The sequence below is a fragment of the Neobacillus sp. DFD-2R genome, from assembly GCF_057747865.1.
This window is the reverse complement of sequence record NZ_CM173228.1, coordinates 2,784,092-2,809,570: the sequence shown is the minus strand read 5'-3', so window position 1 is coordinate 2,809,570 and position 25,479 is coordinate 2,784,092. Positions and strand designations below refer to the sequence as shown.

Annotated in this window: 25 protein-coding genes and 3 pseudogenes; 21 read left to right on the top strand and 7 right to left on the bottom strand. The window is 34.5% G+C overall.

The window, feature by feature from the left end; all coding sequences use genetic code 11:
* Positions 1-573: 573 nt before the first annotated feature.
* Positions 574-1,847 (bottom strand): annotated as a pseudogene (locus tag AC3ANV_RS14130) (IS110 family RNA-guided transposase).
* Between the two features lie 200 nt (positions 1,848-2,047).
* Here AC3ANV_RS14130 and AC3ANV_RS14125 point away from each other — a divergent pair.
* From AC3ANV_RS14125 to AC3ANV_RS14110, 4 genes are all read left to right on the top strand, one after another.
* Positions 2,048-2,494, top strand: a complete 447-nt coding sequence (locus tag AC3ANV_RS14125; RefSeq protein ID WP_488309399.1) for a GNAT family N-acetyltransferase — start codon at positions 2,048-2,050, stop codon at positions 2,492-2,494.
* Positions 2,495-2,692: 198 nt separating this feature from the next.
* Positions 2,693-3,988 carry an IS110 family RNA-guided transposase gene (locus AC3ANV_RS14120; protein ID WP_488309398.1) on the top strand — a complete coding sequence of 432 codons (1,296 nt, stop codon included), beginning with the start codon at positions 2,693-2,695 and terminating at the stop codon, positions 3,986-3,988.
* Between the two features lie 732 nt (positions 3,989-4,720).
* The gene (locus AC3ANV_RS14115; RefSeq protein WP_488309397.1) at positions 4,721-5,251 is read left to right on the top strand and encodes a hypothetical protein; all 531 of its coding nucleotides are present in this window, start codon (positions 4,721-4,723) and stop codon (positions 5,249-5,251) included.
* A gap of 706 nt (positions 5,252-5,957) precedes the next feature.
* Positions 5,958-6,134, top strand: coding sequence for a hypothetical protein (locus tag AC3ANV_RS14110; protein WP_488309396.1), 177 nt, complete (start codon positions 5,958-5,960; stop codon positions 6,132-6,134).
* 118 nt (positions 6,135-6,252) lie between these two features.
* On the opposite strand, the gene AC3ANV_RS14105 is transcribed toward AC3ANV_RS14110, so the two are convergent.
* Positions 6,253-6,399: a BH0509 family protein gene (locus AC3ANV_RS14105; RefSeq protein WP_488309395.1), complete on the bottom strand. Its 147-nt coding sequence runs from the start codon at positions 6,397-6,399 to the stop codon at positions 6,253-6,255.
* A gap of 233 nt (positions 6,400-6,632) precedes the next feature.
* Between AC3ANV_RS14105 and AC3ANV_RS14100 the strand changes: the two are divergent.
* Positions 6,633-6,974, top strand: a pseudogene (locus AC3ANV_RS14100) (type II toxin-antitoxin system PemK/MazF family toxin); the annotation flags it as partial.
* A 758-nt stretch (positions 6,975-7,732) separates the two neighbouring features.
* The gene (locus tag AC3ANV_RS14095; RefSeq protein ID WP_488309394.1) at positions 7,733-8,056 is read left to right on the top strand and encodes a YhjD family protein; all 324 of its coding nucleotides are present in this window, start codon (positions 7,733-7,735) and stop codon (positions 8,054-8,056) included.
* A 211-nt stretch (positions 8,057-8,267) separates the two neighbouring features.
* Here AC3ANV_RS14095 and AC3ANV_RS14090 read toward each other — a convergent pair whose 3' ends face one another.
* Both AC3ANV_RS14090 and AC3ANV_RS14085 read right to left on the bottom strand, forming a co-directional pair.
* Entirely contained in the window at positions 8,268-8,558 is a 291-nt protein-coding gene (locus tag AC3ANV_RS14090) for a GNAT family N-acetyltransferase (RefSeq protein ID WP_488309393.1), read from the bottom strand.
* 31 nt (positions 8,559-8,589) lie between these two features.
* On the bottom strand, positions 8,590-8,805 hold the full coding sequence (locus tag AC3ANV_RS14085) for a (4Fe-4S)-binding protein (protein WP_307413562.1): 216 nt from the start codon (positions 8,803-8,805) through the stop codon (positions 8,590-8,592).
* Between the two features lie 348 nt (positions 8,806-9,153).
* On the opposite strand from AC3ANV_RS14085, the gene AC3ANV_RS14080 reads away from it, so the two are divergent.
* Together AC3ANV_RS14080 and AC3ANV_RS14075 are read left to right on the top strand one after the other, a co-directional pair.
* A complete protein-coding gene (locus tag AC3ANV_RS14080) occupies positions 9,154-9,336 on the top strand; it encodes a hypothetical protein (RefSeq protein ID WP_488309392.1) in 183 nt (60 codons plus the stop codon).
* A gap of 147 nt (positions 9,337-9,483) precedes the next feature.
* Positions 9,484-10,062 carry a suppressor of fused domain protein gene (locus tag AC3ANV_RS14075; RefSeq protein ID WP_488309391.1) on the top strand — a complete coding sequence of 193 codons (579 nt, stop codon included), beginning with the start codon at positions 9,484-9,486 and terminating at the stop codon, positions 10,060-10,062.
* Positions 10,063-11,308: 1,246 nt separating this feature from the next.
* Here AC3ANV_RS14075 and AC3ANV_RS14070 read toward each other — a convergent pair.
* Together AC3ANV_RS14070 and AC3ANV_RS14065 are read right to left on the bottom strand one after the other, a co-directional pair.
* A complete protein-coding gene (locus AC3ANV_RS14070) occupies positions 11,309-12,016 on the bottom strand; it encodes an Abi family protein (protein ID WP_488309390.1) in 708 nt (235 codons plus the stop codon).
* Positions 12,017-12,651: 635 nt separating this feature from the next.
* A complete protein-coding gene (locus tag AC3ANV_RS14065) occupies positions 12,652-13,968 on the bottom strand; it encodes a C40 family peptidase (RefSeq protein WP_488309389.1) in 1,317 nt (438 codons plus the stop codon).
* A 641-nt stretch (positions 13,969-14,609) separates the two neighbouring features.
* Here AC3ANV_RS14065 and AC3ANV_RS14060 point away from each other — a divergent pair.
* From AC3ANV_RS14060 to AC3ANV_RS14015, 10 genes are all read left to right on the top strand, one after another.
* Positions 14,610-15,107, top strand: a complete 498-nt coding sequence (locus tag AC3ANV_RS14060; RefSeq protein WP_488309388.1) for a DinB family protein — start codon at positions 14,610-14,612, stop codon at positions 15,105-15,107.
* A 71-nt stretch (positions 15,108-15,178) separates the two neighbouring features.
* Positions 15,179-15,595, top strand: coding sequence for a VOC family protein (locus AC3ANV_RS14055; protein WP_310200481.1), 417 nt, complete (start codon positions 15,179-15,181; stop codon positions 15,593-15,595).
* A gap of 419 nt (positions 15,596-16,014) precedes the next feature.
* A complete protein-coding gene (locus tag AC3ANV_RS14050) occupies positions 16,015-16,527 on the top strand; it encodes a CBO0543 family protein (protein WP_488309387.1) in 513 nt (170 codons plus the stop codon).
* Between the two features lie 433 nt (positions 16,528-16,960).
* Positions 16,961-17,632, top strand: coding sequence for a hypothetical protein (locus tag AC3ANV_RS14045; RefSeq protein ID WP_488309386.1), 672 nt, complete (start codon positions 16,961-16,963; stop codon positions 17,630-17,632).
* 651 nt (positions 17,633-18,283) lie between these two features.
* Positions 18,284-18,889: a nitroreductase family protein gene (locus tag AC3ANV_RS14040; protein WP_488309385.1), complete on the top strand. Its 606-nt coding sequence runs from the start codon at positions 18,284-18,286 to the stop codon at positions 18,887-18,889.
* Positions 18,890-19,327: 438 nt separating this feature from the next.
* Complete coding sequence (locus tag AC3ANV_RS14035) at positions 19,328-19,843, top strand: MerR family transcriptional regulator (protein ID WP_488309384.1); 516 nt, start codon at positions 19,328-19,330, stop codon at positions 19,841-19,843.
* 2 nt (positions 19,844-19,845) lie between these two features.
* Complete coding sequence (locus AC3ANV_RS14030) at positions 19,846-20,787, top strand: SRPBCC family protein (protein WP_488309383.1); 942 nt, start codon at positions 19,846-19,848, stop codon at positions 20,785-20,787.
* A 299-nt stretch (positions 20,788-21,086) separates the two neighbouring features.
* Entirely contained in the window at positions 21,087-22,106 is a 1,020-nt protein-coding gene (locus AC3ANV_RS14025) for an aldo/keto reductase (RefSeq protein WP_488309382.1), read from the top strand.
* Between the two features lie 266 nt (positions 22,107-22,372).
* The gene (locus AC3ANV_RS14020; protein ID WP_488309381.1) at positions 22,373-22,708 is read left to right on the top strand and encodes a darcynin family protein; all 336 of its coding nucleotides are present in this window, start codon (positions 22,373-22,375) and stop codon (positions 22,706-22,708) included.
* Positions 22,709-23,017: 309 nt separating this feature from the next.
* Positions 23,018-23,404, top strand: coding sequence for a hypothetical protein (locus AC3ANV_RS14015; RefSeq protein ID WP_488309380.1), 387 nt, complete (start codon positions 23,018-23,020; stop codon positions 23,402-23,404).
* Between the two features lie 756 nt (positions 23,405-24,160).
* On the opposite strand, the pseudogene AC3ANV_RS14010 reads toward AC3ANV_RS14015, so the two are convergent.
* A pseudogene (locus AC3ANV_RS14010) lies at positions 24,161-24,327 on the bottom strand (IS1595 family transposase); the annotation flags it as partial.
* A 219-nt stretch (positions 24,328-24,546) separates the two neighbouring features.
* Here AC3ANV_RS14010 and AC3ANV_RS14005 point away from each other — a divergent pair.
* The 3 genes from AC3ANV_RS14005 (at position 24,547) to AC3ANV_RS13995 (ending at position 25,296) form a co-directional block, all read left to right on the top strand.
* Positions 24,547-24,984, top strand: a complete 438-nt coding sequence (locus AC3ANV_RS14005) for a hypothetical protein (RefSeq protein ID WP_488309379.1) — start codon at positions 24,547-24,549, stop codon at positions 24,982-24,984.
* Between the two features lie 99 nt (positions 24,985-25,083).
* Positions 25,084-25,155: a hypothetical protein gene (locus AC3ANV_RS14000; RefSeq protein ID WP_488314222.1), complete on the top strand. Its 72-nt coding sequence runs from the start codon at positions 25,084-25,086 to the stop codon at positions 25,153-25,155.
* Between the two features lie 36 nt (positions 25,156-25,191).
* Positions 25,192-25,296 carry a hypothetical protein gene (locus tag AC3ANV_RS13995; RefSeq protein ID WP_488309378.1) on the top strand — a complete coding sequence of 35 codons (105 nt, stop codon included), beginning with the start codon at positions 25,192-25,194 and terminating at the stop codon, positions 25,294-25,296.
* Positions 25,297-25,479: the final 183 nt, after the last annotated feature.

Below are 25,479 nucleotides of genomic sequence, written 5' to 3'. Positions count from 1 at the left end.
TTACCCCTCTAGAAATGTGTATCGTTTTGTAAACCTAAATAAAAATTTTTTGATATGCATAATTAATTTCATCAATACAATGGTGTTGGTTGTGAAGAATTACACTTAAACAAACGGGTGCTTTCCTTAAACAATTGGCTGCCATAAAAGGGCAGTCATTATTTATTGAGCTCCCTCAGTTAGATACGATTTTCTCTCGAATACTCACTTATTCGCAGGATTTCAAATCACTTGAAAGAATAGTAGGGGATTGATTGAATGAGTTTAGATTATTTTGGCACATGAAGGCGTACTTAAATAAAGGAGGTATTAACGACTCCAATATTTTCCATATAATGTACGTATTCTCCACGCTACCCCTGGAGGTTTTCACTCCCATGTCTCAACGGGTCAATACCCTCTCATTCCTTCGTTACACCTATCCAAGTGGTAGAGGCCGGTCTTTCTAACGGAATGGGTCTGAGCCCTTTTGCTCAACAAATCCGGTACTCGTACTTTCTTTGAAATCCTACGAATAAGCCAATACTCGAAAGGCATTAAACTTAAAGAACTTATTTTTTTATCAATATAATATTAGGCAGCTATTGAAATTATAGGTTGTACCTTCTCAGGACGATAGTAATCATTCTTTCTAGCCATTCCTACTAATACTCTTGCGAGTTTATGAATTAGTTTCATAATTGATTTCATTTTCTTCATCTTTTTAACTTTAACATTATTAGCGTGTAGCTCTTTAAAATCAGGGTTGTTCATGACAAGACTCATAGTCGCTAGATACAAGAAGCGCCGTAAACGAGATCTTCCACGTTTGGAGAGGACAATTTGACCTTTCCATTTACCTGAACTAGCCTCTGCAAGGTGCAACCCAGCATGACGCAATAATGAATTGCCGTGTGCAAATCCACTTAGATCTCCTGATTCCCCTAAAATGCCAGCGAGGGCAATTTCGCTAATCCCTTTAATTGCAAGTAACTTTCTTGCGAAAGGTATTTGTTTAAGGACTTCCGTGACTTCCTTTTCAACTCGCTCGAGTTGAGTGGTTGCTAAATCAAACTCTTCAATCAATTGTTCCAGGTGTAGTTTATAAGCACCATGTGCTTGTCGAGTTCCGACTGAATGCATAGCTAATTCAATTAAGAATTGTGCTTTTCTTAACCCTGGTTGTCTCTTCATTTGGTTTTTCCACCCTACAACGATATCTGTTGCCTTCATTGAACGAAGTTCAAGTGGTGTAGGGAATAATCGTAGAGTTGCCATTGCCCCTTTGCCTTTAACATCTTTAAATACCTGCCGAAGCTCGGGGAAAACAATATCGACCCAACGGTTGATTTGATTGACCGCACTGACAAGTCGTTTAACCGTCATGTCACGGTTAGACATTAAAACTCTTAGTTTTTCAAAGACCTCTGAAGTGGACGAATAAAGGAATAGTAACCATTCTTGACCATATCAGCGATAACAAGAGCATCTTTTTTGTCACTTTTCGAACGGCTATTATCTCGGTTTTCCTTATTCTTTTTTACGAGATGTGGGTTAACAGTTACTGCCTCAATATCTTGGTCATATAGCCATTTTGATAGATTAAGCCAGTAATGTCCTGTAGGTTCCATGCCGATTATTGTAGAAGTAAATCCTTTTAAGGTTTTTAACTGGTTAATCCATTGTAGTAATCTAACAAATCCCTCTTCGTTATTTTCAAATGTAAGAGGATCACCTATGATTATTCCACGGAAATTTACAGCTCTAGCTACGTGTAATTCTTGGGCGATATCCACACCGACCACAAGGTGTTTATCTGAAATTCTTTCAATTAGTTGATTTTGTTTGTCTTGCATCTTAAACTTCATATTAGGGTTCCTCCTTAAGGTTTTGAGTTAGAGTGGTGTCTATACTCATATCTTACTGAGGGACCTAATTTTTTTCAAAGTTGATAATTAGCTTTCTACAGGAATTCTAACGGGGCAGGTTAGTGTAAGAAGCAATAAGGAAGGATTTCATAATGATTTCTAGAATTATGAAGGAGAGATTCTAAAAGGGGCGTTTAATTGTGGCAGAAACAATAGTACCAATTACAATTGATAAAATGGAACAATGTATTGAACTCTATATTAACGTTTTTAATAGTGAACCTTGGAATGAAACTTGGACATATCAAACTGCTAAAGAAAGACTCACTGATTTACTAAATACACCTAAATTCCTTAGCTTTTTATTATACGATAATGGCAATTTAATTGGATTCATTGCAGGAAATAGTAAAAAATCGTATACAGGATTAACTTTTTATTTGGCTGAACTCTGTGTAAATAATCAAATTCAAGGCAAAGGTTATGGTTCAAAACTGCTTCTTTGTTTAGAAGATGAACTAAAGAAAAGAGATATTCAGAGTCTTTATTTATTAACTGCAAATGGAGGGCTTGCGGAAGCGTTTTATCTAAAAAATGACTACTCAATAAATGAGAATATGATCGTTATGAAGAAGAATTTATTATGACACCTTCTTGAACTAACGGGTGCAAGAGTTAAACATTAAGCTGCCAATTTGGTGGCTTTTTCTTATTCAGCTAAAGGGGCAGCATTCCTGTAATGAAGGAAAATGGAGTTTGAACAAAAAAATAACCTCTTGGTAGAATGAGAGAGTCCCGAAGCTGGCCAGCGAAAAGGACAACACTCAAATACCAGGAGGCCTAAAATGAATTATAACCAAAATAAGAGAATTGCTCAAATTACTTCTCAAACACTTATTATAGGAGTCGACATCGCTAAATTCAAGCATGTGGCACGTGCCCAGGACTTTAGAGGAATTGAGTTCGGATCCCCTTGTTATTTTGAAAACACAAAAGACGGATTCTGTCATTTTCTTAAGTGGATTTCAGAAACAAAGAAAGAACAATGCATGGATAAAGTGGTGGTTGGGATGGAGCCGACAGGCCATTATTGGTTCAACCTGGCTCACATTTTGAAAGAAAATGAGATTAAGTTTGTAGTGGTAAATCCCTTGCACGTTAAGAAAAGCAAGGAACTTGATGATAATTCACCAACTAAAAATGATGTGAAAGATGCCAAAGTAATTGCCCAGCTGGTCAAAGACGGAAGATACGCCGAACCTACAATACCACAAGGAGTTTATGCCGAACTCCGGGTGGCTAAGAAAATACGTGATCTTTTAACGGATGACCTCCAGACGGTTCAAGGCCAAGTTCATAACTGGATTGATCGGTACTTTCCAGAATTTCTTACAGTCTTTAAGAAGTGGGAAGGCAAGACGGCAATACAATTCTTGAAACTATATGCCTTACCGCATGAAATAATAAATTTTTCTGAACAAGAACTGCTCACCCACCTGAGAAAAGCCGTTACCCGGAGTGTGGGGCTTAATAAGATTCGAGAGTTAAAGCAAGCAGCCAGTAAGTCCATCGGACTTCGGCAGGGCTCTGATATGGCTAAATTGGAGCTGAAAACATTACTTGATAAATATGAATTAATCCAGATTAAATTCGAAGAATTAGATGCAAAAATAGATATTTTACTTGATGAAATACCAGGTGTACCACAAATGTTGGCCATTAAAGGGGTTGGAAGGGATACGGTCGCCGGTTTCTTTGCGGAAGTAGGTGATCTAAATGATTATTTTCATCCCCGACAAATTATTAAGCTGGCTGGCTTAAGTTTAAAAGAAAATACATCCGGTAAGCACAAAGGAAAAACGACAATTACAAAGAGGGGCCGGAAGAAACTAAGGGCTCTGTTGTTTAGAGTTTGTATGATTCTAGTCGCAAAAAATTCAGCTTTTAAAGCATTACACGCTTACTATACACAACGTTCTGATAATCCATTAAAGAAAATGCAGTCTATTATTGCTTTATGTAATAAACTGATCCGTATTTTCTTTAGCATAGGTAAAAAGCAATTTGAATTTAGTGAAGAAAAGATGTTAAAGGATATTCCTCATTTGTCAGTATCAAAGAAGGTAGAAATGGTCGCTTGATTCTGTTTTAGATTTGATTCAATAGTAGCTACGACGAGTTTTATAGCTTTGGGTATATTTGAAGCACGGATTAGTCGGCAAAGCAACTAAATTACGGGCAAAGGACCCTGTGGGGCAGCATGGCTGACATCCACCTCATGGAAAGGTTGGACGAAGGAATTTGAGAGCGAAGACTCTGTGAGGCATGGGAGGGTTGACCTCCATGAGAAATGTGGACATCCACCAGTGCGATCATATTTTAACTCATCCACCAATTTCTGTAAGTTATTGGTTAGTGGGCTATAAGTCTTTTTTCTCAAAGGGTCCAGATTTATCCTTTTCAGTAATTTACACCCTACTATTAAGCGATTAACCCAATGTAAACCACTATGAAAATCTAAGAAAAACGGAGAAATCGGGAGATTTCGCTTTCTTTATTGAGGGAGTTTAGTTTAACAATAAGTTGTTAATTAAATGAAATATTTTTTAATTCCAGAAAGGGTTATTAGCAAATTTATTGGATTAAATAGGTCTTTTGTCTTTCCATTACAAATAATAATAAGTTAAATCTTAAAAGTATGGGGGAATGCTATGGAAATGGTAATTCGTGATATGGTTATGAAAGAAGATTCGCCGTGTGTATTGCAAATAATAAATCAATTTAATATTAAACCCATAAATTTAGAGACCTTCAAACATTAATTTTAAATGTTATTATCAGAATATTTAAAATATTAAAAAGGGGAATGATTTTTGAAAAAGAATATTTTTAGTATTATACTTGTTATTATTTCAATTTTTCTGTTAAGTATTGGGATTTATCAAGGAATTAAAATTCACAAATTAGGAATTAAAAATCACAAATTAGCTTCAAGCTTAGAAGAAAAAGCAATAAAAGAAGTAAAAGCAAAAGCAGAAATAAAAGCACAAAAAAAAGAAATAGCAGAAATTAAACAAAAAGTAGAAGATATGGAATTTGGAGATAAACTTTGGGATATGGTTAATAATGCAAAAATTGATGTAATAAAAAATGAAACAACCTTCAAAAAAAGTTATACAATGATAAATACCAGTGGTAAAGCATTAAAGGATTTATATATTGATTATTTTATTTATGATAAAAATGGAGTTAAAATTGCTAAATCAACTATGGTTTATACTGAACATATTGGAATTGGTCAAAAGTTTACAATGACAGCAGATGTAAGTGCAATTCAAGGTAGAGAAATTGAATTAAATTATGTAACTTGGGATTATGCCGAAGGAACAGATAATACGAATTAAAATATAGACAAAAAAATCCAGTAAATTTTAGCTGGATTTTTTTACATATTTAAATTGATTCAAGTATTTTTTGTTGCAGAGTACCTTCAACATTCCCCTAGGTTTCCTTTTTGAAAAAATCTTTGTAGATGTGCAATATCAGAGGCAAGGGTTTGGCAGAATTATCGAATCGGTTCTTTGGAATTCAGTAATAGATGCCAAACCTAAGGGGATACAGACAATCGTAAATGAAAACAATCCTGAATCTAAAAGATGGGCAGGAAAATGCGGATTTGTTGTGAAGGAAGCCCAGTTTGAGTCGGTTCTTGATTTAACTTCTCAATCTCAAATAAGTATTGAAGATAAGTTAAAACATAGCTGCATTAGCTGGTTGGTTACTTTTTTCAATATCTACATCAACTTCTGAATTTATAGTAAGCTCTTCAAATAACCCGATTTAGAACTAATCCCTTTTGCTATAATTGATTTTTTCAGAGAAATTATTAACATATTATTGTTTTTATAAAGATTATTGGCTTAGCAACTGTGTTTATATTCGGAATACCAGTTGTTATATCATCTTGGAAAGAATTTATTAAGAAAAAATAATTGAGAAATGTTATTAGGCAACAAACTGTTAAGAATTCCAAGACCATAATAAAAAGAGAATATCTGCTCTGGACTATTAAGATTGTGAAGTTTTGTACTTAAACTATAGGGTGCGTTAGTGAAAGAACAATTAAGTGATTTTAGGATTGAGACATATTTTAGTTATTCCATTAAAGGGCGCTTTTATGTAGTTAATGAAAAAGGCCAATTTCTCAATTTTAATGAGAATTGGCCTTTTTATTTTTGGTATTTCCTTAACGTTGTAAATTCGCGTTTTGCTGGTGGTACTCCTTAGAGAGAATAGGAAAAAGGAAATAATTCGATATTTCGGTATTTTGACAACGAAAAACCCCCATCAAAAATGAAGACAATACTTCAACAGAGGTTTTAGAGATTTTTGTTAGTTAATCTACTTACATATAATCATAAACAGAATCTTCAAAATAGAGCCAGTGATAATATTCAATCTGTGAATCTGTCATCACGGCAATTTCTTTCTCATTGAATTTTTGTTTTTCTAATAAATGCTTTACTTTGAAATCTCTTTCCATTCGGCTCATCTTAAATCATCCCTTTTATATGATAAGTAGCGATGTGGCTACACTATGTAAACGCTTTCTTTGTTTTCTTGTTTTTATTATATATATAAAAATGAGATTAGACCAATATAAATTTTAGATTGATTTTTAGAGATTAATATCAACATATCAATGACAACATTCATTGAAAACTCTACATGGAAGGAAATTATCTCCTTTTGTCGATGTGAGTAAATGAAGGGAGAGGAAGAAAGTTGAATGACATAAAACGTGGTGAGATTTATTGGACGGAGTTTTCTCCGGGAATTGGTCATGAACAATTAGGGTACAGGCCATCATTAGTAATTCAAAATGATATTGGGAATAAATATTCCAGTACAGTGATTGTAGCAATAATAACATCAAAGTTTAAGAAAAAAGGATTTCCAACACATGTTTATTTAGATAAACATAAATATAATCTTGAAGATGATTCAGTTGTTATGCTTGAGCATATACGAACTATTGATAAATGGAGAATTGGGGATAAAATATCTGAATTAGACCCTGATATCATGAGAGAAATTGAAGGGAAAATAATTAATAGTTTAGGAATAGAAAATGTATTTGTGAAAGTATCTGATAAAAATGAAGTTATTTGTATTCCAAAACAAAAATTATTTGAATTAGGATTAATAAATTTTTAGCATCCTTTCGAGGGTGCTTTTTAAATAGGAAGGAAAATGCATCCTTTTGTCGAAACAAAAAAAAGGGTACATTTTGATGAAAATTGATAAAAAAACAATTTTTAAAATTATTGTATGGGCAGTTTTAACACCTATTCTCGTTAATGTATTATTGTTTTAATAGCATTCTCAGCTTGAACTCACCCGAAGTTCCAGGTATTTAATGGTCCTTCATCTTTAGTTTAAGAAGAATAGAAAAATAGGGTTCACCTATGATTGGCACCCCCCAAAAAAAACATTAATAATTTAAATAAAATCCGGTAGAATCCACCCTTTGCTTGATTCCATTCTTTGAATATTTTTAGGAGCTTGATTAGTGCATGGTAATAAAATCGTTATTACAATTACGTTAATTTATCAAATGATAATTTATGGCACTAGACCATTAGTTTCTTTGTATGCCTCAGACATGCTACCAATAATTTATAAAATAAATGATTTAGATTGTGAAAAAATGTACTTAAGCAAAATGGTGCTTTAGTGGAGTAAGATTAAGATAATCTATGCTCCTTAGGGGGTTAAAGAAAAAATTAGCCCTCAATCGAGGGCCTAAATTATATTGTGGCCCCTCCTTTTTTCGATTCCAAGGCAATTTCCAATGTTCTCTCAATACTTCTTGAAAACACTTTTTGAATTACATTTACACGACCTATCTCATTCAAATTCTTGAAAACGACTATCAAGCAGCTTTAACATTGAAATTTAAAATTCCCGAAGCATATCAGCATTTAATTGAGTCCAAATTAAAGGAATTACGAAGGCAATTGGTTGATTTAAAATCAAAAATGAAGGAATTAAGAATAAAAGTAGCAGATCCTGTTAGAGTTAATGAGGAGTTTATTGAGTACTCTTATTATCTGCACGGCTATCAAGGAAAGATGCGTTTTTGGGATGCTGCAATGGTATACGAAGGCACCAGTAGGTTAAGACAATTGTTTAATGTCCAATTATAAATAAATCAATAAAAACACCGATTTGAATGTCGGTGTTTTTATTTAATCTCTAGGCATTTTAAAAAAATGGTTGTCTCGTTATCGTAGCTTCTTCACTGGATCTCTTATACTAATTAGCAGTATGCCCTGATTTAGTGATTAGTCTAAGCTTGACCTTATTTTTTTGTCCAGTTAAGTGTAGTTGATTCAACGCATATATAATAAAATGGCATCAATTTGCTAGTACACCTTGATACTCTTCCTTACTTTCAAGAACACTTTTTGCGTAAGGACATACAGGAATAATATATAAGTTTTCATCTCTTGCATATTCAGCTATCTTGTTTACTAATTCTTTGGCTAATCCACGACCATTATGTCCCTCATATACAACTGTATGGTTTACAATAATTAAATTTCTTCCATTTACATCTTTTCCGCTTGGGATAAATTGAATTCTTGCAATAATTTCATTAGATTCCTCAATATAGAATTCATTCTTGCCCATTTTAATTTCAGTCATTTCCTCATTCTCCTAACTTTTTTAGTTCTGTTTATTTTTGCTCATAAGTAAGTGCTCTGCTTGGACAACGATCAATCACTTCCATGATTTTTTTAGCTGTTGCATTCTGTGGTGATACCCAAGGACTTTTCTGGGTATTGAATACACTTGGCAATCCCTTTACACATTCTGCTGCATGTTTGCAAATATTGGGTTTCCAAGATATTTTGATACCTTCAGCTCCATAAGTTTTAATATTTTCGCTCATAATATCCTCCTTCTAATAGATCTGTGGGAATAATAATTTTAAATTACTCTTAATTCTTCCTCTGATCTAAATTTCACAAAACTGTATGATGGGTTTTTACCAAAAAACGAGCCACTTGGTAGCAACATGATAAATTTTTGAAAAACAATATTAATTTAATAGTACTTTATTTTATGAGGAATCTCCAACATGAACTCCATATTTTCAATATGAAGATTGTACAAGACAAGAGAATTCGGATTTATGATTTAACCCTATCTCAAAGTGAGATTTCAAAAGTATTAATTCTTCATGATATTGATATAGAAGAAATACAAAAACATTCAAGCACATTGGAAGACTATTTTTATGATCAAATCCATGGAGGTGGTAAAAGTGATTAAATTGATGGAGTTGGAATGGAGAAAATTAAAACAAAAAACTGTTATTAGTGACATTATTATTTATTGTGGTATTATTATGTTTTTGCCAATGTTTTTCATCAAAATGGTAAATGTTGGTTTTGACCAGAGTTATTCCACAATCATTTAACTTATTTTATAAAACCTAAAAAACGACTAGCGGAAAGTACTTTGTGAAATGTTTCACTTGAACTAACGAAGCAGGTTAGTTGAACAAGAAATAGGGGCTTTTTTAAGATATAATATTTACTAAGTATCGTAGGAAAGGGAAGCTTATATGGTCTTTTGGGGACGTTTAAAAAAATATGATCCACAAACAACATTAGGTTACTATATTGAAAGCTTTGGACAACCAGATAAGATTTATGAATGTAATTGGTTTGGAGAAACAATACAACAGGTGCAGCCGGAGAAAATCCAGACAAAAAAGAATGGTTTTTATGTTTTGCAATTCCCACCACAGAATGAAAGACCTGTCTGGACCTATATCACTTTGGGAATGTCGAGCAAAACAATGGTTAATGGTATAAAAGTAGAACTAATATGGTTAAATGAGGAGAAAAATAAGGAAATACTAGATGTAATGGTGGGGCTAACACAATACCCTTTTATCGAAGATATTCCATATGATTATGGACATACGACTTCTAATTCTGAACCTGTTTCTGCTTTCAGAATGAACACTCTTTTAGTATGTCCTCCCATAATTGAAGCTGCCGATTCAACTCGATTGCTGGATTTTTTTGAAAAGCAAAAGACAGAGTTATTATGGTTATTACCAATTCATCCATCTGAAAAAGAATTTATTCAAAAAAATGAAAACTTTAGTTGTTTTATTGATTTATGGATGGAGTAAGATATGGGTCCTGAATTCTTATGTAACCCTAATCGCTCATCAATTATTTAACTTTAGATTGGATATAATTCTTGTTAAACTAGCGAGGGCTTGAGCTTAACATTGGAGGTAGCTGCGGTATATAAATACACAGGGAATTATTTTAACGATGAAAAAGAATAGGACATATACACCTAAAGTGTTTGAAGAAAAACCGACCTTTTGAAAATTAGAATAGATAATAATTTTAAGATGGCTTTTCACAATAGCTTGTAAACAACTATTATTGTTTACAGGCTTTTATTTCTTTATTAATAGGAAATATTAATCTTTATGTAATTTGACTGTTTTAATGGGTAGAAGTCTAATTTTTATAGATTTACAATAGGATTCCCAAAGTTCAAATTGTGAAGTCCATTGAAACTTTGAGGACCCTGTTGCTGGTTAAACATATCAAATATCTTATTATATACTTGGCAGTGAAAAAGTCTCTATAAGTACTTTTCGGGACTTAATCAATAAAATATAATAAAAAATTGATTAATATTAATATCAAAAGAATACATAACTTTCTATCTTAAAAGAGGAACTACCTCTTTTTTTACTTCTAATTTGACTCTTTTAAAGTATAAAAAGAACAGAATATTTACCTTTTTTATAAGTAGCGATGTAAATGAAAAAAATTAGCTATTTAGGGCTTTATTATTAGTTGGTATTCCTGTTCCAGTTTTTGCATCTACAGGGCCATCAAATCCATATGCAACTCAAACAATGGGGTGGATTATTCATCATATAAATGTGGTAGAGGGAATTTTATTAGCTACAGAGATTCTAGGAATCATCAATTCTGGTTATCTATATATTAAATCAAAAACGGAGCATAGTATGCGATGGACAATCCTTAAGGAAAATAGCCAACTGGACATGGTGTAGGCCAGAAATGGTATAAAAAACGACCTCGGAGAGGTCGGCTTAAAAGAAAAATAGAGTATAAAAAGATAAAAGACACCTGAATAGGCTAATTCGGAATGCCTTTTGTCAATAAACTGAATAGAGAGTTTGCTAAATCTCTATATTTTTTTACTATTTAATTTAGATAATAGTTCTATCCAATTGGAAGTTAAACCAATATGAGAAAAATCTATGCAGTCTTCATATTCCAAAATAAGTGCTTCTAGGTCGGTAATAAATCTGGTTCCTTCAGTTTTGGTTAACAATCTTTGAGTAATATAAATGGCAGCAAAAATATGCCAATTATCAAATTGATTTACTTCTTCTTTAAATAATCGAGGTTTAAACGTAAGTTTTTTGTTGTACAACCGACCATAATGGGACAAACATTTCGGACATTTGATAATGTTTGAAGCCAACTTTCTAAATAAAAATACGGTACATTATAATAAGTTTTAGCTATTTTCCTTTTAACATCCTCTTTAAGATTCCGATAAAACTTAGAAAGGAATCCAAAAGAAGTAACTTCTATTGCTGCCCATACTGGAATTTTACCACCATACTTTTGAAAATGGTGTTCGATAAACAATTCGCCTTTGCGACTTTTACTAATCAATGATTCCAGTTCATTTAGAGATTCCTGGTGAAACTTTTCATCTTTGAAATTTTCTTTATCTTTATAGCCAAGTGGCCCATATTTATGTGCTATTTCATAGGAGATATGTGTTCGGAAGGCTATTTCAATGGTCTCTAATACACCCATAAGGAGCAGTCTAAGCCGTCTGTCAAATTCATATAACGAAAGCATTTGATTAAACGATGAACCACTAATAAATTCATCTTTATTAAAATGATCTTTAAAAGTGAGGCCATAAGCAGATAAACGATAATAATTTATTCTTTGTAAAGTCTTTTCTGCATTTTCAGAATTCTCAACGTGCGATTTTCTACTTTTATATAATGCTACTTGTTCTTTAAAAGTAGTAGGAGGCTTCATATTGGGGTGATTATTTTCGGATTCCAATTTAATTTTCTCCTTGAAATAAAATGACCCCACTTGGTCCGCATTGTTAAGAGGCGTGTGGGGTTCTGTTACATTAATCTTATCTTTCAGTTCAAATATTGTCAAGAAGTTCATCCATTAGTAATCACATTAAGATGAAATCATTTGGACCTCTTGCCCCTGCTGACAAACTGCTTTCATATTTAAAAAATTAGTTCTGGAAAAATAGTTAAAAATCGAAGTTGTAATCAAGGCAACTAACGGGCCTTTGAAAAACGAACGTTTTTGTTACGATAATTGCATAGAAAAGTCTACTTTATAAAAAGTAGAGATTAATTTTTGATATTAACTGTTTTATGATAATAAAGTTAAAAACTCCAGTTATCGCATTCAACAATCGGGCGCGATTGTTGAAGATCTTGTAGGGGGGCCTTGACAGTTTCGTTCATATCAGTACTCTTTTCACCTAGGAAAGAATCGGAAGGAAAAGTAAAAGTAAGGAGATAGCACCTTACCCTTAATATACTAACATCTCTCATCATCTTCATTACCGTACCATCACTCAAATAAATTTAGATTTCCCTCATGTATTTTTTGAAATTTCTGTGCTTGGTCTTTCTCTATTTGATTTTGCCCTACAAAAAAATTGATTACCCCTAACGCAATATTCTTGAGGCACTTGAAAAATGTGCAGGATTATAATTCGCAATCTTGACCACTTCTCCCGTTTCAGGGGCTTCTATCCATTGCCCATTTCCAATGTACATACCGACATGGTAAGCAGGGTCACCCATAAATACTAAATCTCCTGCTTGTACATCGTAGGGAGAAATTCTTGTTCCAACATTTTGTTGGTCTTGTGCCAGCCTTGGAAGCTGTATTCCTGCAGAATGTAGGAATACATATTGCATTAACCCCGAGCAATCAAATCCGCTAGGGCTTGTACCACCCCAAACGTATGGAACACCTAAAAACTGTTCAGCATACGCAATAACCTGACTTGCACTAGCAGATGTTGAAAAAGATGCAGTGTTACTGTCAATCGATGAAGTTGACGTGCTATTTCCTGATGAACTATTTCCTGAAGATTGTTGAGCTTGTTGTTGAACCTTTTGTTGAACCTTTTGTTGAACCTGTTGTTGTGCCTGCTTTTGTGCTTGTTGCTGTGCTTGTTGTTGAGCCTGTTGTTGTACTTGTTGCTGTGCCTTTTGTTGAGCCAATTGTTGTGCTAGTTGCTCTGCTTGTTGTTGAGCCAATTGTTGTGCTAGTTGCTCTGCTTGTTGTTGAGCCAATTGCTGTGCTTGTTGTTGAGTCAATTGACCCTGTTGTTGCTGTAAAGTGTTTTTCGAATCTGCCAATTCTTTTTCAACTTCTTGTTTATCTGCTTCAATCTTTTTTTGTTCAGAAGCTAATTCATCCTGATTCTTTTTTAACTTGTCTAATTCGTTATGTAATTGTTGCTCTGCGTCTTTTAACGTTTGTTCTTTTTCATTTAAAGTAGTCATTATGTCTGAATCACTTTGAAGAATTTCCATAATAGCAGTAGAGCGAGTTAAAAACTCGGATATGTCTTTTGACGAAAGCAAAAGTTCCGAGTAAGTGATAATGGGCGGTTGTCCTTGTTCCTGAATACTTCTTATTCGTGAAGAATAGAACTGTTTGCGAGTTTCTAAGTCTTTTTTGGCTTTTTCAATTTCAGCCTTTGTTCCTTCAATTTGTCCTTGTTGTGCTTTAATACCATCGATTAGTTTTTGGCTTTTATCCATTCCGATGATAATTTGGTTGTCTAATTGTTGAGTCTTTGTTTCAAGGATATCAATTTGTCCTTGTGTCGCATTGATTTGTCCTTTTATGGCATTAATTTGTCCTTGTGTAACGGGTGAATCTATTGGACTTGCAAAAGTAGGGGTTGCTTGTATCATAGCGGTTAAAACGGCAACCGATACCGAATATTTTAATGTTTTCCTTTTCATAACATAATCACCTTTTCTTGCCTAAAATTATTTGGGCTTAATAATAGTTTAAATTGAAATTGACTAAAAAGAACGAAACTATGAAAAATGTAATATATTTGTAATATTATGTAGAAGATTCATATAAAGAGTCGAATGTAATAAAAAGTAATGATTCGTTTTTAATCTTTAATATAGGGAAAAGTTGGGAGAAAAAAGAAGCGGGTCGCCCCGCTTTTTTCTAGTTATATTGGTCGATTTTATAGAAAAGCGGTTGAACAAAAACTAGGTAATTACTGTATTGAATTTTTATTAAATGAAAGCAAAAAAAGAGGTTTGAGATTAGATAAACCTAGACATCTTAATCGAATTAAGTAAAAAAGGATTTCTATAATTAAAGTCTATTATGTTTTTTCCTCAACTCCTCCGTTACTTTAAGTACATCCCTTCACAATCTCCATTTTTTAACATAAACATCCAAATTAACTACCAAGTGTTATTCAACAATCGGGCCAGATTGTTGAATAAGGGTTTACAAGAATAGCAAAATACCCTTCGAATAATAAGCCTTTGAGAGAGGCGATGGTTAGCTGAACATGATACAATGAATTTGAAAACCTTGTTAAAAAAAGACAAAATTACTAATTTAAGGAGGGGATGGAATGTTTACATCAGTAAATGATTTCTTAAACGAATGGAAACAAGAAGCAGCTGTTACCCAAAAAGTGCTGGATGTGCTTACGGATGAATCGTTGAATCAGGTCGTTTCTCCAGGATTATACAGCATTGGAAGCTTGGCTTGGCACATTACTGGAGCAGCTTACTACTTTCCTTCACAGGTTGGATTAAAATTTGAGATTCCTGATCTTCAAAAAGAGGCACCGACATCAGCTGCTGAAATCAGCGAGACCTACAAAACAGTAAGTCAGCGGTTAACACAAGCATTTTCTGAACAGGTTTCAGATGAAAAAATGAACAAAATGGTCAATGTATTTGGAATGGACATGCCAGTTCAAGCTGTTTTCCGTCTGCTAATTCAACATCAGGCTCATCATCGCGGACAATTGTCTGTCCTTATGAGACAAGCCGACTTGAAAGTTCCTGGCGTATATGGTCCTAGCAAAGAAGAATGGGAAGCAATGAATGCTCAAAAGAGCTGATATCGTTGATATAAAAAAAGCCGGCGCCTGCCGGTTTTTTGTACAATAATTTCCACAGGAGGTAATAAAAAATGGCATTCACATCCAAAAATATCTTTATCAATTTATCAGTAAAAGACGTGAACAAGTCCACCAATTTTTTCAAGGAGCTAGGTTTTGAGTTCAACCCACAATTCTCCGATGAGACCACATCTTGTATGATCATCAGTGACAACATCTTTGCTATGATAATGATTGAAGAACGTTTCAAAGGATTTAGTAAGAAGGAAATTGTGGATACTACTACTTCTGCCGAAGCAATTCTCAGCTTTTCAGCTGAAAGTCGGGATCAAGTGGATGAGATAGTAAATAAGGCATTGTCATCTGGTGGTAAATCTTTTAGTGAGCCTCAAGATCATGGATTTATGTATATATGGGGATTTCAGGATTTAGACGGTCATTTATGGGAAGTTGCTTATATGGATGAAAGTGCAATTAATCAAGAATAAACTTTAAGGTTTAAAGTCGAATCAAGTTTAATATTCTAAGGGATGATGCCTTAAAAGGTATCATCTTTTTATTTATTTTTTATCAGATTAGAATATGTGAAGTAATGGATTTAAGGAAAGGGGGCTTGACTTAATAGGATTTAAGCAATAATCTTCCACAATCGGGTGCCATTGTTGAGTAAATAAATCCTAATTTCTTATTTGTCACACTGAGAGATTGGGACTTTTAATACTGTAATATCCTTAACGTTGTAATTTTTTGTATTTTCCTGACGCTGTTTCTAATTGGTGAAAATTATATTATTACATTTTTGTTAAAATCAAATGGTAACCGTTTACAATTTTGTATAATTTATTCTTAGTTGAATAACGCATTTTAATAAGTGCGTATATACAAAATTGGAAGGATCTTGGTCAAAATGATTGTTGCTTTCGGGATAATGTTTTTATTTATAGGATGGAGATTTGGAGACTGGAGAAATTTAAGAAAATACTATCCAACTATTCTATTCTTGATTATGGGAGATTTACTTTATAACGTGTTAACGTATAATCACCCAATGTGGAGCTATAACAAATATTGGATTTTCCCTAATCATACATTAGTAAATTTATGGATTATGATAACGGTATATCCTGCAACGGTTATTATATATTTGTTTCACTTTCCTAAGAAGAAAATCAAACAAATTTCTTTTATTATATTTTGGGCGATTATATATGTTCTTGCGGAGCTTCTTGGTCTTCATGTGTTCGGGCTAATAGAACACTTTAATGGTTGGAACATGTGGTGGTCATTTTTGCTTGACATCATTCTTTTTACTATGCTCCCTATTCATCATAAGCATCCATTATTAGCATGGGGATTGTCCATTATTGTTATTATTTTCTTTTTAACTACATTTAATGTAAATGTACATACGTTGAATTAATAGTTTTTCTTATTCCGCAATCGGGCGCGTTTATGGAGTAACGAAAAAAGCCCAATTTCTCAATTTTTGTGAGGAATTGGGTTTTTTAATATTGGAATTTCGCTTAACGTTGTAAAACCATATTTCCTGACGCTACCCCTATATTTAAATAGGTGGAAGCCCGGCTGTTCTGACCGGGCTTCATGTTATCGTGCTAAAGGGAAATTATGTTTGGAACTGCTAGGTACAGTTCAAGTAAACGCATTTAATATATCATTGCTTGTTTACAGTTTAGTTAATTGCAAGGAACAATTTGGTAACAGTTTTATCTCATTTTTTTAAAAAAGGGGATTGTCCATGAACCGAGATAAATGGGAACAATTAGAAGAAAAGCTCTGCTCTGGACCAATACCCTCCTGCATCTTAGGGAACACTAAAATGAGGTGTTGAACTAATGAAAAGATACATTATTATAATAATGGCATTTCTTTTTGTTATTGCCACTAATAAAGCAGGGGCAACAATTAAAGGTTATAATATTGTTGCAAAGTCAAGTAAAGAGAATATATCCTTGTATGCTAAGAAAATGGATGGGTTATATCAAGACTTCAAAATTCATTTTAAAGGAGAACTTTACTCAAGACCCTTTTGGATGAACGTTACTAACCCTTCTTACGCCCCACAAATATATTACGAAGACATCAATAAAGATGAAAAGAAAGAATTAATCATAATCTTAAACAAAGGTTATGGTACGGGTGCTAGAGATGAAGAAGTTTATGTTTATAGATATGATGGTGGATTGATTGGGGTACTTGTTGATAATCCGTTAGCAATCATTGCAAAAAATGTCCAGACTACCTTAACTCCTAAGGAAGCTATAGTAACTATTAAAGACAAGCATCATCGTGTAGATATAGGTTCAGTAAATATTAAGCCTGAAAACGTATTTGATGAAGTAGGTTTTGGCAGCATTGTTAAGTATGCAGTAGAAAACAATCAGCTTGTTGCCAGGATTGCGGGTCAGGTTTCTCCTCCACACTATATTGGGGAAATTGTGATTGTCTATGAATATCGAGACAAAATGTATCAAGCAAAATCAATTGAATTTCAACCATATGAATAATGTGTTGTTCACTAAACTAGGCTATTAGAAGTTGTTCCATTATAGGGCGCTTTAATAAAGTAACGGAAAAGCCCATTTTCTCTATTCTAATTTGCAGAGAAATTGGGCTTTTTAATTTGGAATTTCCTGAACGTTGTAAATACGCGCTTATCTATACCAAAGAGAAAAAAAACTTGATTTAATAAGGATTTTACATTGAAGACATAAACACGACGTAATTGTCTTGATAACGAACCACGCAGCTTTAAATTCTACAATCATTTGTAGACTGAAGGCAACTAAAACAACGCCTTAAGGCGTTCTCTATAAGTAGTAAATGCCTTAGTTCTACCCGGACATGCATAAAATTGTACGGTTTACCAAAGCATGGATATTCGATGTCTTCTCATTGACAAGACATCACTACATTGAATACGTTGAATACTTTGTTTACTGAATTCAGATATCAAGTATTCAAGGTAATTTTCCACTTAACTTTTCTTCTTAGAATACTTTAAATACTACTGATTTTCATAGTAAAGATTACCGCATTTTCCTGACGGTACCCCATATACTACTTATTGATTAATGATTCCCCAAATTTATAAAATTAACTCAGAATATGTTATGATCATAAATGAAATTATTTCTATAGGAAATGAGGTATATATAATGAGTTTAAATGTTAATCCTGTTGAGCAGCTAACAAGTGAGGTTAAAGAATATCGTAAAGCTGAGCATTCTGTTAATCCCTTATTTTTAAATCGTTGGTCCCCTCGTGCCTATACCGACAGAAAGATTTCCGATGAAGATTTGTATAGTGTTCTTGAAGCAGCACATTGGGCTCCTTCATCCTTCAATGATCAGCCTTGGCGCTTTATTGTAGCTAAAACAGAAGCACAATTGAAAACCTTTCATGAATTCTTAAATCCTTTCAATCGAGCTTGGGCAGAAAAGGCTCCTGTTCTTGTCCTAATAGCATCAAGTAAAAAGAGAGAAAATGGTGATCCAAATGGTGCACATACGTTTGATGCAGGCACAGCTTGGGGTCACTTAGCCATTCAGGCTACTTTACTGGGACTTAGCACACATGCAATTGGGGGATTCGATAAAGAAAAAGCCCGTAGCTTGCTAAATGTTCAACATGATTTTGATCTCCATGCGGTTATTACTATTGGCTATCGTGGCGAAAAAGAAACCCTCGATGCGAATTTGCAGGATCGTGAGATTCCGAGCACCAGAAAACCATTGAAAGAAGTTATTTTTGAAGAACAGTAAATCCGCAAATAGTAAACTAAAATATATTTCGCAATAAAGCTCTATCAAAAACAAGGAGAGCAGACCTGTTTTACAAAAGTAGGCTCTTCTTATTTGATTAGTAAAAATCTATAACATCTGGCGGTAACAAATCTGTCAGGACAGAAATTTATACTGACTGAAGGCGGATCTAACTTTAGTGGATGCTTCTCCATCCTAATGAATCTTCCCCAATCGGGCGCAATTCCGGCATAAGAATTGCGCTCTTTATTTATTTAAAGGGCCAGAATGTTGCGGAATCATGAACAGTAAACATTGTTTGTGAAAAGTTACACTTAAGTTAACGAGGCAGGATATAGATTTTCTCATGATTCAAAAAAATTTATTTTCCCTTGACTCTTACGTGACGTAACGGTTTATAGTGAAGATACCGGTAAAAATTCGCGCAAAAATAAGGGGATGGTTATTTTAGTTTCAGGTAAGAAGAAATGGAAGACAGGAGAACTTGCAAAGTTAACAGGTTTAACGATTCGGACCTTGCGCTACTATGACCAAATTGAACTATTCTCACCATCAGACTATTCAGAAGCAGGATATCGCCTATATAACGCAAAAGATCTTTCGCGATTGCAGCAAATTCTTAGTCTAAAAGATTTAGGGTTAACGCTCGAGGAAATTAAATCGATCCTGGCCGACGATACGTATAACCCTATTGAAGTGGTGACTCTTCAAATAGAACGTTTAAGAGAAAATATTAGAGTTCAACAGAAGCTGTTAAAAGATTTGCAAAATGTATCTGAAATTTTGCAAACGAAAGAGACATTAACGGTTCAAGATTTTACAAATTCAATTGGAATGATGAAAAAAAGTCATGAAAATTATTTTTACGGGCGCCAAAAGAATATGGAGCGCCAATTTGATCGACTTGGCGAATTCCTTTCTAATCATCCGTCTCACCAAAAAAGGAGGAAGTGAAAATGAAAAAACACTTTGCAACACACGATACCTTTGTTATTGAAAAGGTGTATAATTTCACACCTGAAGTGGTATTCGCTGAATGGGCGGACCCAGAGCTTAAAGCAAAATGGTTCACTGAGGCGGAAGAGTTTGATTTTCGAGTGGGTGGACAAGAGATAAATCATGGCGGCCCTCCAGGAGGTCCTGTTTACACATTTAAGGCTCACTATCAGGAGATCATTCCTGACCACCGTATTGTCTATTCTTACACCATGGATCTCGATGAAACGCGGATTTCCGTTTCTGTAGCAACGGTCGAGTTTAAACAAATTGATGAAGGAACACACCTGATTTTTACCGAGCAAGGCGCATTCCTAGACGGCCATGATACAGCTGCAGTTCGTGAGCACGGGACAAGTATTTTGCTGGATCAGCTTGGTGAACAGTTGAAAAATAATCAAGAGTTAAGAGTATCCTCTGGGGTATCGAAGATTATTAACTCTCCTGAGCCAATCTCTGATCGTGAGATTGTCAACATACGTATCTTCAATGTGCCACGTGAAATCATTTTCAAAGCATTTAGTGACCCAAATCATTTGGTAAAATGGTGGGGACCCGAGGGATTTACTAATACTTTTCATGAGTTCGATATGCGACCGAACGGTATTTGGCGTTTCATTATGCATGGACCCAATGGTGTAGATTATGAGAATAAATCCGTCTTTTCAGAAATAATGGAACCTGAAAAGATTGTTATCCACCATCTGGAGACAATACATGAATTTTTATTAACCATTACATTTGGTGAGAAAGAAGGCAAAACCGAACTTATATGGCAAATGCTCTTCAAATCAGTTAATGAATGCGAAAAAATGAGAAGTTTTTGTTACGAAGCCAATGAACAGAACTTTGATCGACTTGAGGCGGAACTGACTAAAATGGTTAGCCGCAGGCAACACTAATTTAATTTTATTAAAATAGGGGCTAACATATAAATTTTACTTATTCAGCTAAAGGGAGCACAATAAGAAATAGTGGTGAAGTATTGATTTTTTTATATTAAGATCTTCAGCAATCGGGCGCAATTCTGCAGTAGAATTGTGCTCTTTCTTTATGTTAAGGGCAAGATTGTTGAGAAGTTGAAAAATGTAAATATTTAGAAGGTACTACCACTATTTTTGCAGAATTAGTACAAAGATTCTTTTTAAAATGAAGAATTTGAAATTATGTTACCAATCATTATGAGGAGGCTGAGCAAAATATGAAGTATGTCCGATTGGGGAAATCTGGATTGATTGTATCGAAACTTGCGTTTGGGGCGATGACTTTTGGATCAGGGAATATTCCAAGTGTATACAAAGTCGGGGAAGGTCAAGCCAAGGAGCTAGTAGACAAAGCGCTGGATGCTGGCATCAATTTCTTCGATACAGCGGACGCTTACGCAGATGGGCAAAGTGAAGAAATATTGGGTCGGTTGCTGGGGACTCGCAGAAAAGAAATTATCATTGCCACTAAAGCTGGTAATAGGGTGGGTTCAGGCCTTGTCCAAACTGGACTATCCCGTAAACATTTATTCACTGCGTGCGAAGCGAGCCTAGCTCGATTAAATACCGATTATATAGATCTTTATATTGTCCATAAGACCGATCCGTTCACCCCGCTCGAAGAGACGCTTGAGGCGCTTAATGATCTGGTTCGGCAAGGCAAAGTTCGATATCTCGGCTATTCTAACTGGCCAGCTTGGATGGCTGCTCAAGCTCTTCAGATGCAACGTGAACGCGGGTGGGCCACCTTTATTAATGGGCAAATGTACTATTCATTAGTTGGTCGGGATATTGAGCACGATACAATTCCTTTCATGAAAAACAACAATGTTGGATTAACGGTGTGGAGTCCTCTAGCTGGCGGTTTCTTAAGCGGTAAGTATACCCGCAATAATCTGAATGATCCGAATAATCGGCTGAGCGGATTTGATTTCCTTCCGCATGACAAGGAATGGGGCTTTACAATCTTGGATAAGATTCGAGAATTCGCACAAGATCATGGCGCAACTCCAGCACAAGTGTCACTCGCTTGGCTACTGGCACAGACTAATGTAAATAGCGTGCTTGTAGGTTCGAGCAAAGCTTCCCAATTAGAAGCCAATTTAACCGCTGTCGAGCTGAACCTGACATCGGAAGAAATCGAGGTGCTGGAGAAATTGACACGTCCTGTACCGTTGTATCCAAACTGGTTTACGACAATGACTCTTGATTCTCAAGTTGTCGAGGCACTAGAATAATAAAAGCGATCCCGGTTTTCAGTGAAACCCGGGAAAATTTACTCAATAAATGAAGAACAGTGGTCTTAATACATCACTGTTCTTTTTTTATTTTATATCTTTGAAATAAAGTGGTTTTGGATATGAGCTCTTATTCTGCAATCGGGCGCAATTCTGTAACAAGAATTGTGCTCGTTCTTTATGTGTTGAGCCATTTAATGGAAGAAAGCTATAGCTTTTATTAGACTGTATATAGAAGGTGAAATTAGTTATGGAGGTGAATAAGAATGAATTATGTTTTTATCGTTTTAGTGGAGTTTTATCCATCTTGGCTTGCCATGACTCGTGAAGAAAGAGGAAAAAGGGCTAATGAGCTAAAAGAAGTTATCTTAAAATACCCTGAAGTACAGGTGCGTTTCTTTGATGCAGAAGCCTTACCTGGAAAAGATTACACAGATATTATTTTTTGTGAAACAAATAATGTTCAAAAGTATCATTATATGTGGGAAGAATTAAGAGATCATCCTGTATATACAGAAGGGCATATGAAGATTAAAAACGTTATTATGGGAATAGAAGAAGCCTATAAAAAGTTTGAAGAAGATTTATTTAATAATAACTAAGCATTTTCATCACTCTTTCTTACACAATGGGCGCAAAAATTGAACAACGATTGACTGTTTCAGCAGTCCACTTTTTCTTGGTCTTTAATCAGTTAAATGGCAGTTTCGTGAAATAAGGTAAAAAGGACTAAAAAGATTAAAAGGTAATTAGACGTAGTAGACTCTATTAGCGACAATGTTAAAAATTAAAGAACTAAAAATGTTAACCATAATAAAGGGCTTGGAGTCTGTCTGACGAAACAGGGATATACCCCTTTCATTGCGAATTAGTATAGTAAATCCTAGTAAACGAGCAAAGGGTGTTCGGATTTGGCAAAATTCAAAGAGCAGACTATGCTTCTAAGAATCAGCTGGATGTTCCTTCTTTTTACCGGAGTTGGGATCCTGAGCTTTGGAATATTAGTTGTCACGTATCCACGGATTATAGGTCCTTTTGATTTGGGATTGCTGCGAGCGCTTGGCGTTGCTACGACAGGAATGGGGTTTTTTGGTACCGTGATCACTCTTACGTTGTACAGAAGAAAAGAAAGATGGGCGTGGCTTACCCTCTGGTATTACCCCATCTTCTGGACATTACATTTGGTGGGCGGACTTCCGCCAGGGAAGGATCATATCCATCAAGTTGTTTTCATTGTTATATCTCTCCTGGGATTGATGCTTCCTTTTAGACAGTTCTTTCCAAGGAAAACCGTCTAACCTTGATGGAAAAGAACACCTTAAGACACGTTCTTATCACCACCCGTTAATCGATTCGAGGAGACCAAAATGCCAATGGAGGAAAAAATAATCTTAACAATCTTCAGCAATCGGGCGCAATTCTTCAATAAGAATTGTGCTCTTTTTTTATAATCGTCTGTGCAGTCGTAATAGAAATAGTGGGTGTAATATTGGGGATGTTAGGAAAAGACAAGATACATGCATCCTTTCTAGGAAACCGCCGAATTATCTTATTCCGTGCATAGATAGGTTTACTACTTTTGTGATTTAAACGTTCATAAATCGTTATCTTTGTTTTAAAAACAAGATCATGAACAAGGAATTATTCTCTCCATTTTATGTGACAAGCGTTTGGATGACTGAGTTTTTGCCTTGCTGTAGAAGTACATTCTTTGTTGAAAGAGCCCTTTTTATTTCATCTATGGAATAACTACGATATTGTAAAATTGGCAGAAAAATAAATATGCTTTCATATTCCGCAATCGGGCACGATTGTGGAATAAAACTTAGATTTTTAAACGACTTTATTGCTAAAGCATCCTTTATAAAAATTTAACAACTTTATTTTACCCCCATCCAAAACAGGACGGGGGTATGCATGTTAGAAGCATTAAACTTAAATAACTTATTATAATCTTGACATTTCCTTATTGTGGGTAGTGACAGTTTCGCTGGTACTACCCCAAAAACCTGACAATGATGCATTTAACTAGTCTTGATTTTCTAGTATTATAGGCAGTGAGTGCAAGTGTATCCATCTTTATGTTTCTGCTCGGATACCTCTTTAAAAATCGGTTCACTTGCAGTATTGACGCAAGAGATTTGATAAAAAACTCTTTTAAACGTTGTTGGTCTGCGGTGCTGAGTTTTTGAATCTCCTTTATAATGTTCGTTAATGCCATTCGAAACCACTCACTTTTGTCATTATAATATTATATTATTATAGAACATTAGTTCGTTTTGTTCAAATACCAACATAATTGTTTAACAGAGCCTATTTTTTAAAGGTCAAATTTCATTTACTAAGGAATATACGAAAAACTACCTTCATTTTCAATTACTTCAATCAATGGATAAAGTATAATAGTAATAACTCTCTCTTATAGAAAGGAGTTTTGATTATGAAAAAATTGATTTTGGTTTTATTGATTATGTTTGCATTCGTTTTGCCAAGCTTTGCTGAAGCAAAAGGATTTAGCGGAGGTCATAGTTCGTCGTTTAGTTCTCATTCTAGCAGTACTCTTTCTAGCGGAACGTATCATTCTGGATATAAATCTCCATCTAGCAGTGTCACAAAAACACCATCAAATTCTCAATTTCATACAACATATAACCAGTCGCAGCCTTCACGAACAAAAAGCTTTTTGACCCATGCTGCGGCTTTTGGAGCTGGAGCATTTTTGGGTCATATGTTCCATCCATTTGGAGGAAATTATTATGGAGCAAATGGATATAGTGGTTCATACGGTTTTTCCTTTTTGGGGTTTCTCGTTGATATACTTGTTATTGTAATCATCATTTGGGTAATTAAAATGATCTTCACCAGAAGAAGATATTAAGGAGAACGCCATGGAATTACTATTTAATGAACAAGATCTTATCGATAGTGTTTGTGTATTCACCGCAAGAGGGAAAACGTAAGACCTGAACAAGTAGAAGTGGACCTAGAGTTTAATCCTTCTTTTGGTTTTACTGCTTCCGCTTTAGTCTATGGACGCACAGTGCGATAAAATGAACAGGACGTTATTGATGCTGTTGCAGTATATTTGCAAGACTATCATCAGTTCGTTCCGGATAGTTTACTCGTTAATTTATCCTTTTCTGAAAAGGAAAGATTTATAGCATCCATCCAGGTTAGAAATGATTATTAATCATAGAAAGTATTGTCTAATACTAATCGATTCTCTTTTTATCAAAATAACAATTAAAAACAAAGACCTAATCAAATTACTGAATAGGTCTTTGTTTCTTGCTATAGAGCCTTTTGCTTCAGAACAACATTTAAATTGTTACTCTGACTTTTGAGCATAAACATACAAACTTTTATCAAACTT

Coding starts and splice junctions, on each gene's coding strand:
- AC3ANV_RS14050 (WP_488309387.1), top strand. CDS start 16,015: ATGATTGTTGCTTTCGGGATAATGTTTTTATTTATAGGATGGAGATTT.
- AC3ANV_RS14075 (WP_488309391.1), top strand. CDS start 9,484: ATGGTCTTTTGGGGACGTTTAAAAAAATATGATCCACAAACAACATTA.
- AC3ANV_RS14020 (WP_488309381.1), top strand. CDS start 22,373: ATGAATTATGTTTTTATCGTTTTAGTGGAGTTTTATCCATCTTGGCTT.
- AC3ANV_RS14065 (WP_488309389.1), bottom strand. CDS start 13,968: ATGAAAAGGAAAACATTAAAATATTCGGTATCGGTTGCCGTTTTAACC.
- AC3ANV_RS14060 (WP_488309388.1), top strand. CDS start 14,610: ATGTTTACATCAGTAAATGATTTCTTAAACGAATGGAAACAAGAAGCA.
- AC3ANV_RS14045 (WP_488309386.1), top strand. CDS start 16,961: ATGAAAAGATACATTATTATAATAATGGCATTTCTTTTTGTTATTGCC.
- AC3ANV_RS14085 (WP_307413562.1), bottom strand. CDS start 8,805: ATGAGCGAAAATATTAAAACTTATGGAGCTGAAGGTATCAAAATATCT.
- AC3ANV_RS14090 (WP_488309393.1), bottom strand. CDS start 8,558: ATGACTGAAATTAAAATGGGCAAGAATGAATTCTATATTGAGGAATCT.
- AC3ANV_RS14080 (WP_488309392.1), top strand. CDS start 9,154: ATGATCAAATCCATGGAGGTGGTAAAAGTGATTAAATTGATGGAGTTG.
- AC3ANV_RS14035 (WP_488309384.1), top strand. CDS start 19,328: ATGGTTATTTTAGTTTCAGGTAAGAAGAAATGGAAGACAGGAGAACTT.
- AC3ANV_RS14005 (WP_488309379.1), top strand. CDS start 24,547: ATGAAAAAATTGATTTTGGTTTTATTGATTATGTTTGCATTCGTTTTG.
- AC3ANV_RS14120 (WP_488309398.1), top strand. CDS start 2,693: ATGAATTATAACCAAAATAAGAGAATTGCTCAAATTACTTCTCAAACA.
- AC3ANV_RS14055 (WP_310200481.1), top strand. CDS start 15,179: ATGGCATTCACATCCAAAAATATCTTTATCAATTTATCAGTAAAAGAC.
- AC3ANV_RS14040 (WP_488309385.1), top strand. CDS start 18,284: ATGAGTTTAAATGTTAATCCTGTTGAGCAGCTAACAAGTGAGGTTAAA.
- AC3ANV_RS14025 (WP_488309382.1), top strand. CDS start 21,087: ATGAAGTATGTCCGATTGGGGAAATCTGGATTGATTGTATCGAAACTT.
- AC3ANV_RS14105 (WP_488309395.1), bottom strand. CDS start 6,399: ATGAGCCGAATGGAAAGAGATTTCAAAGTAAAGCATTTATTAGAAAAA.
- AC3ANV_RS14030 (WP_488309383.1), top strand. CDS start 19,846: ATGAAAAAACACTTTGCAACACACGATACCTTTGTTATTGAAAAGGTG.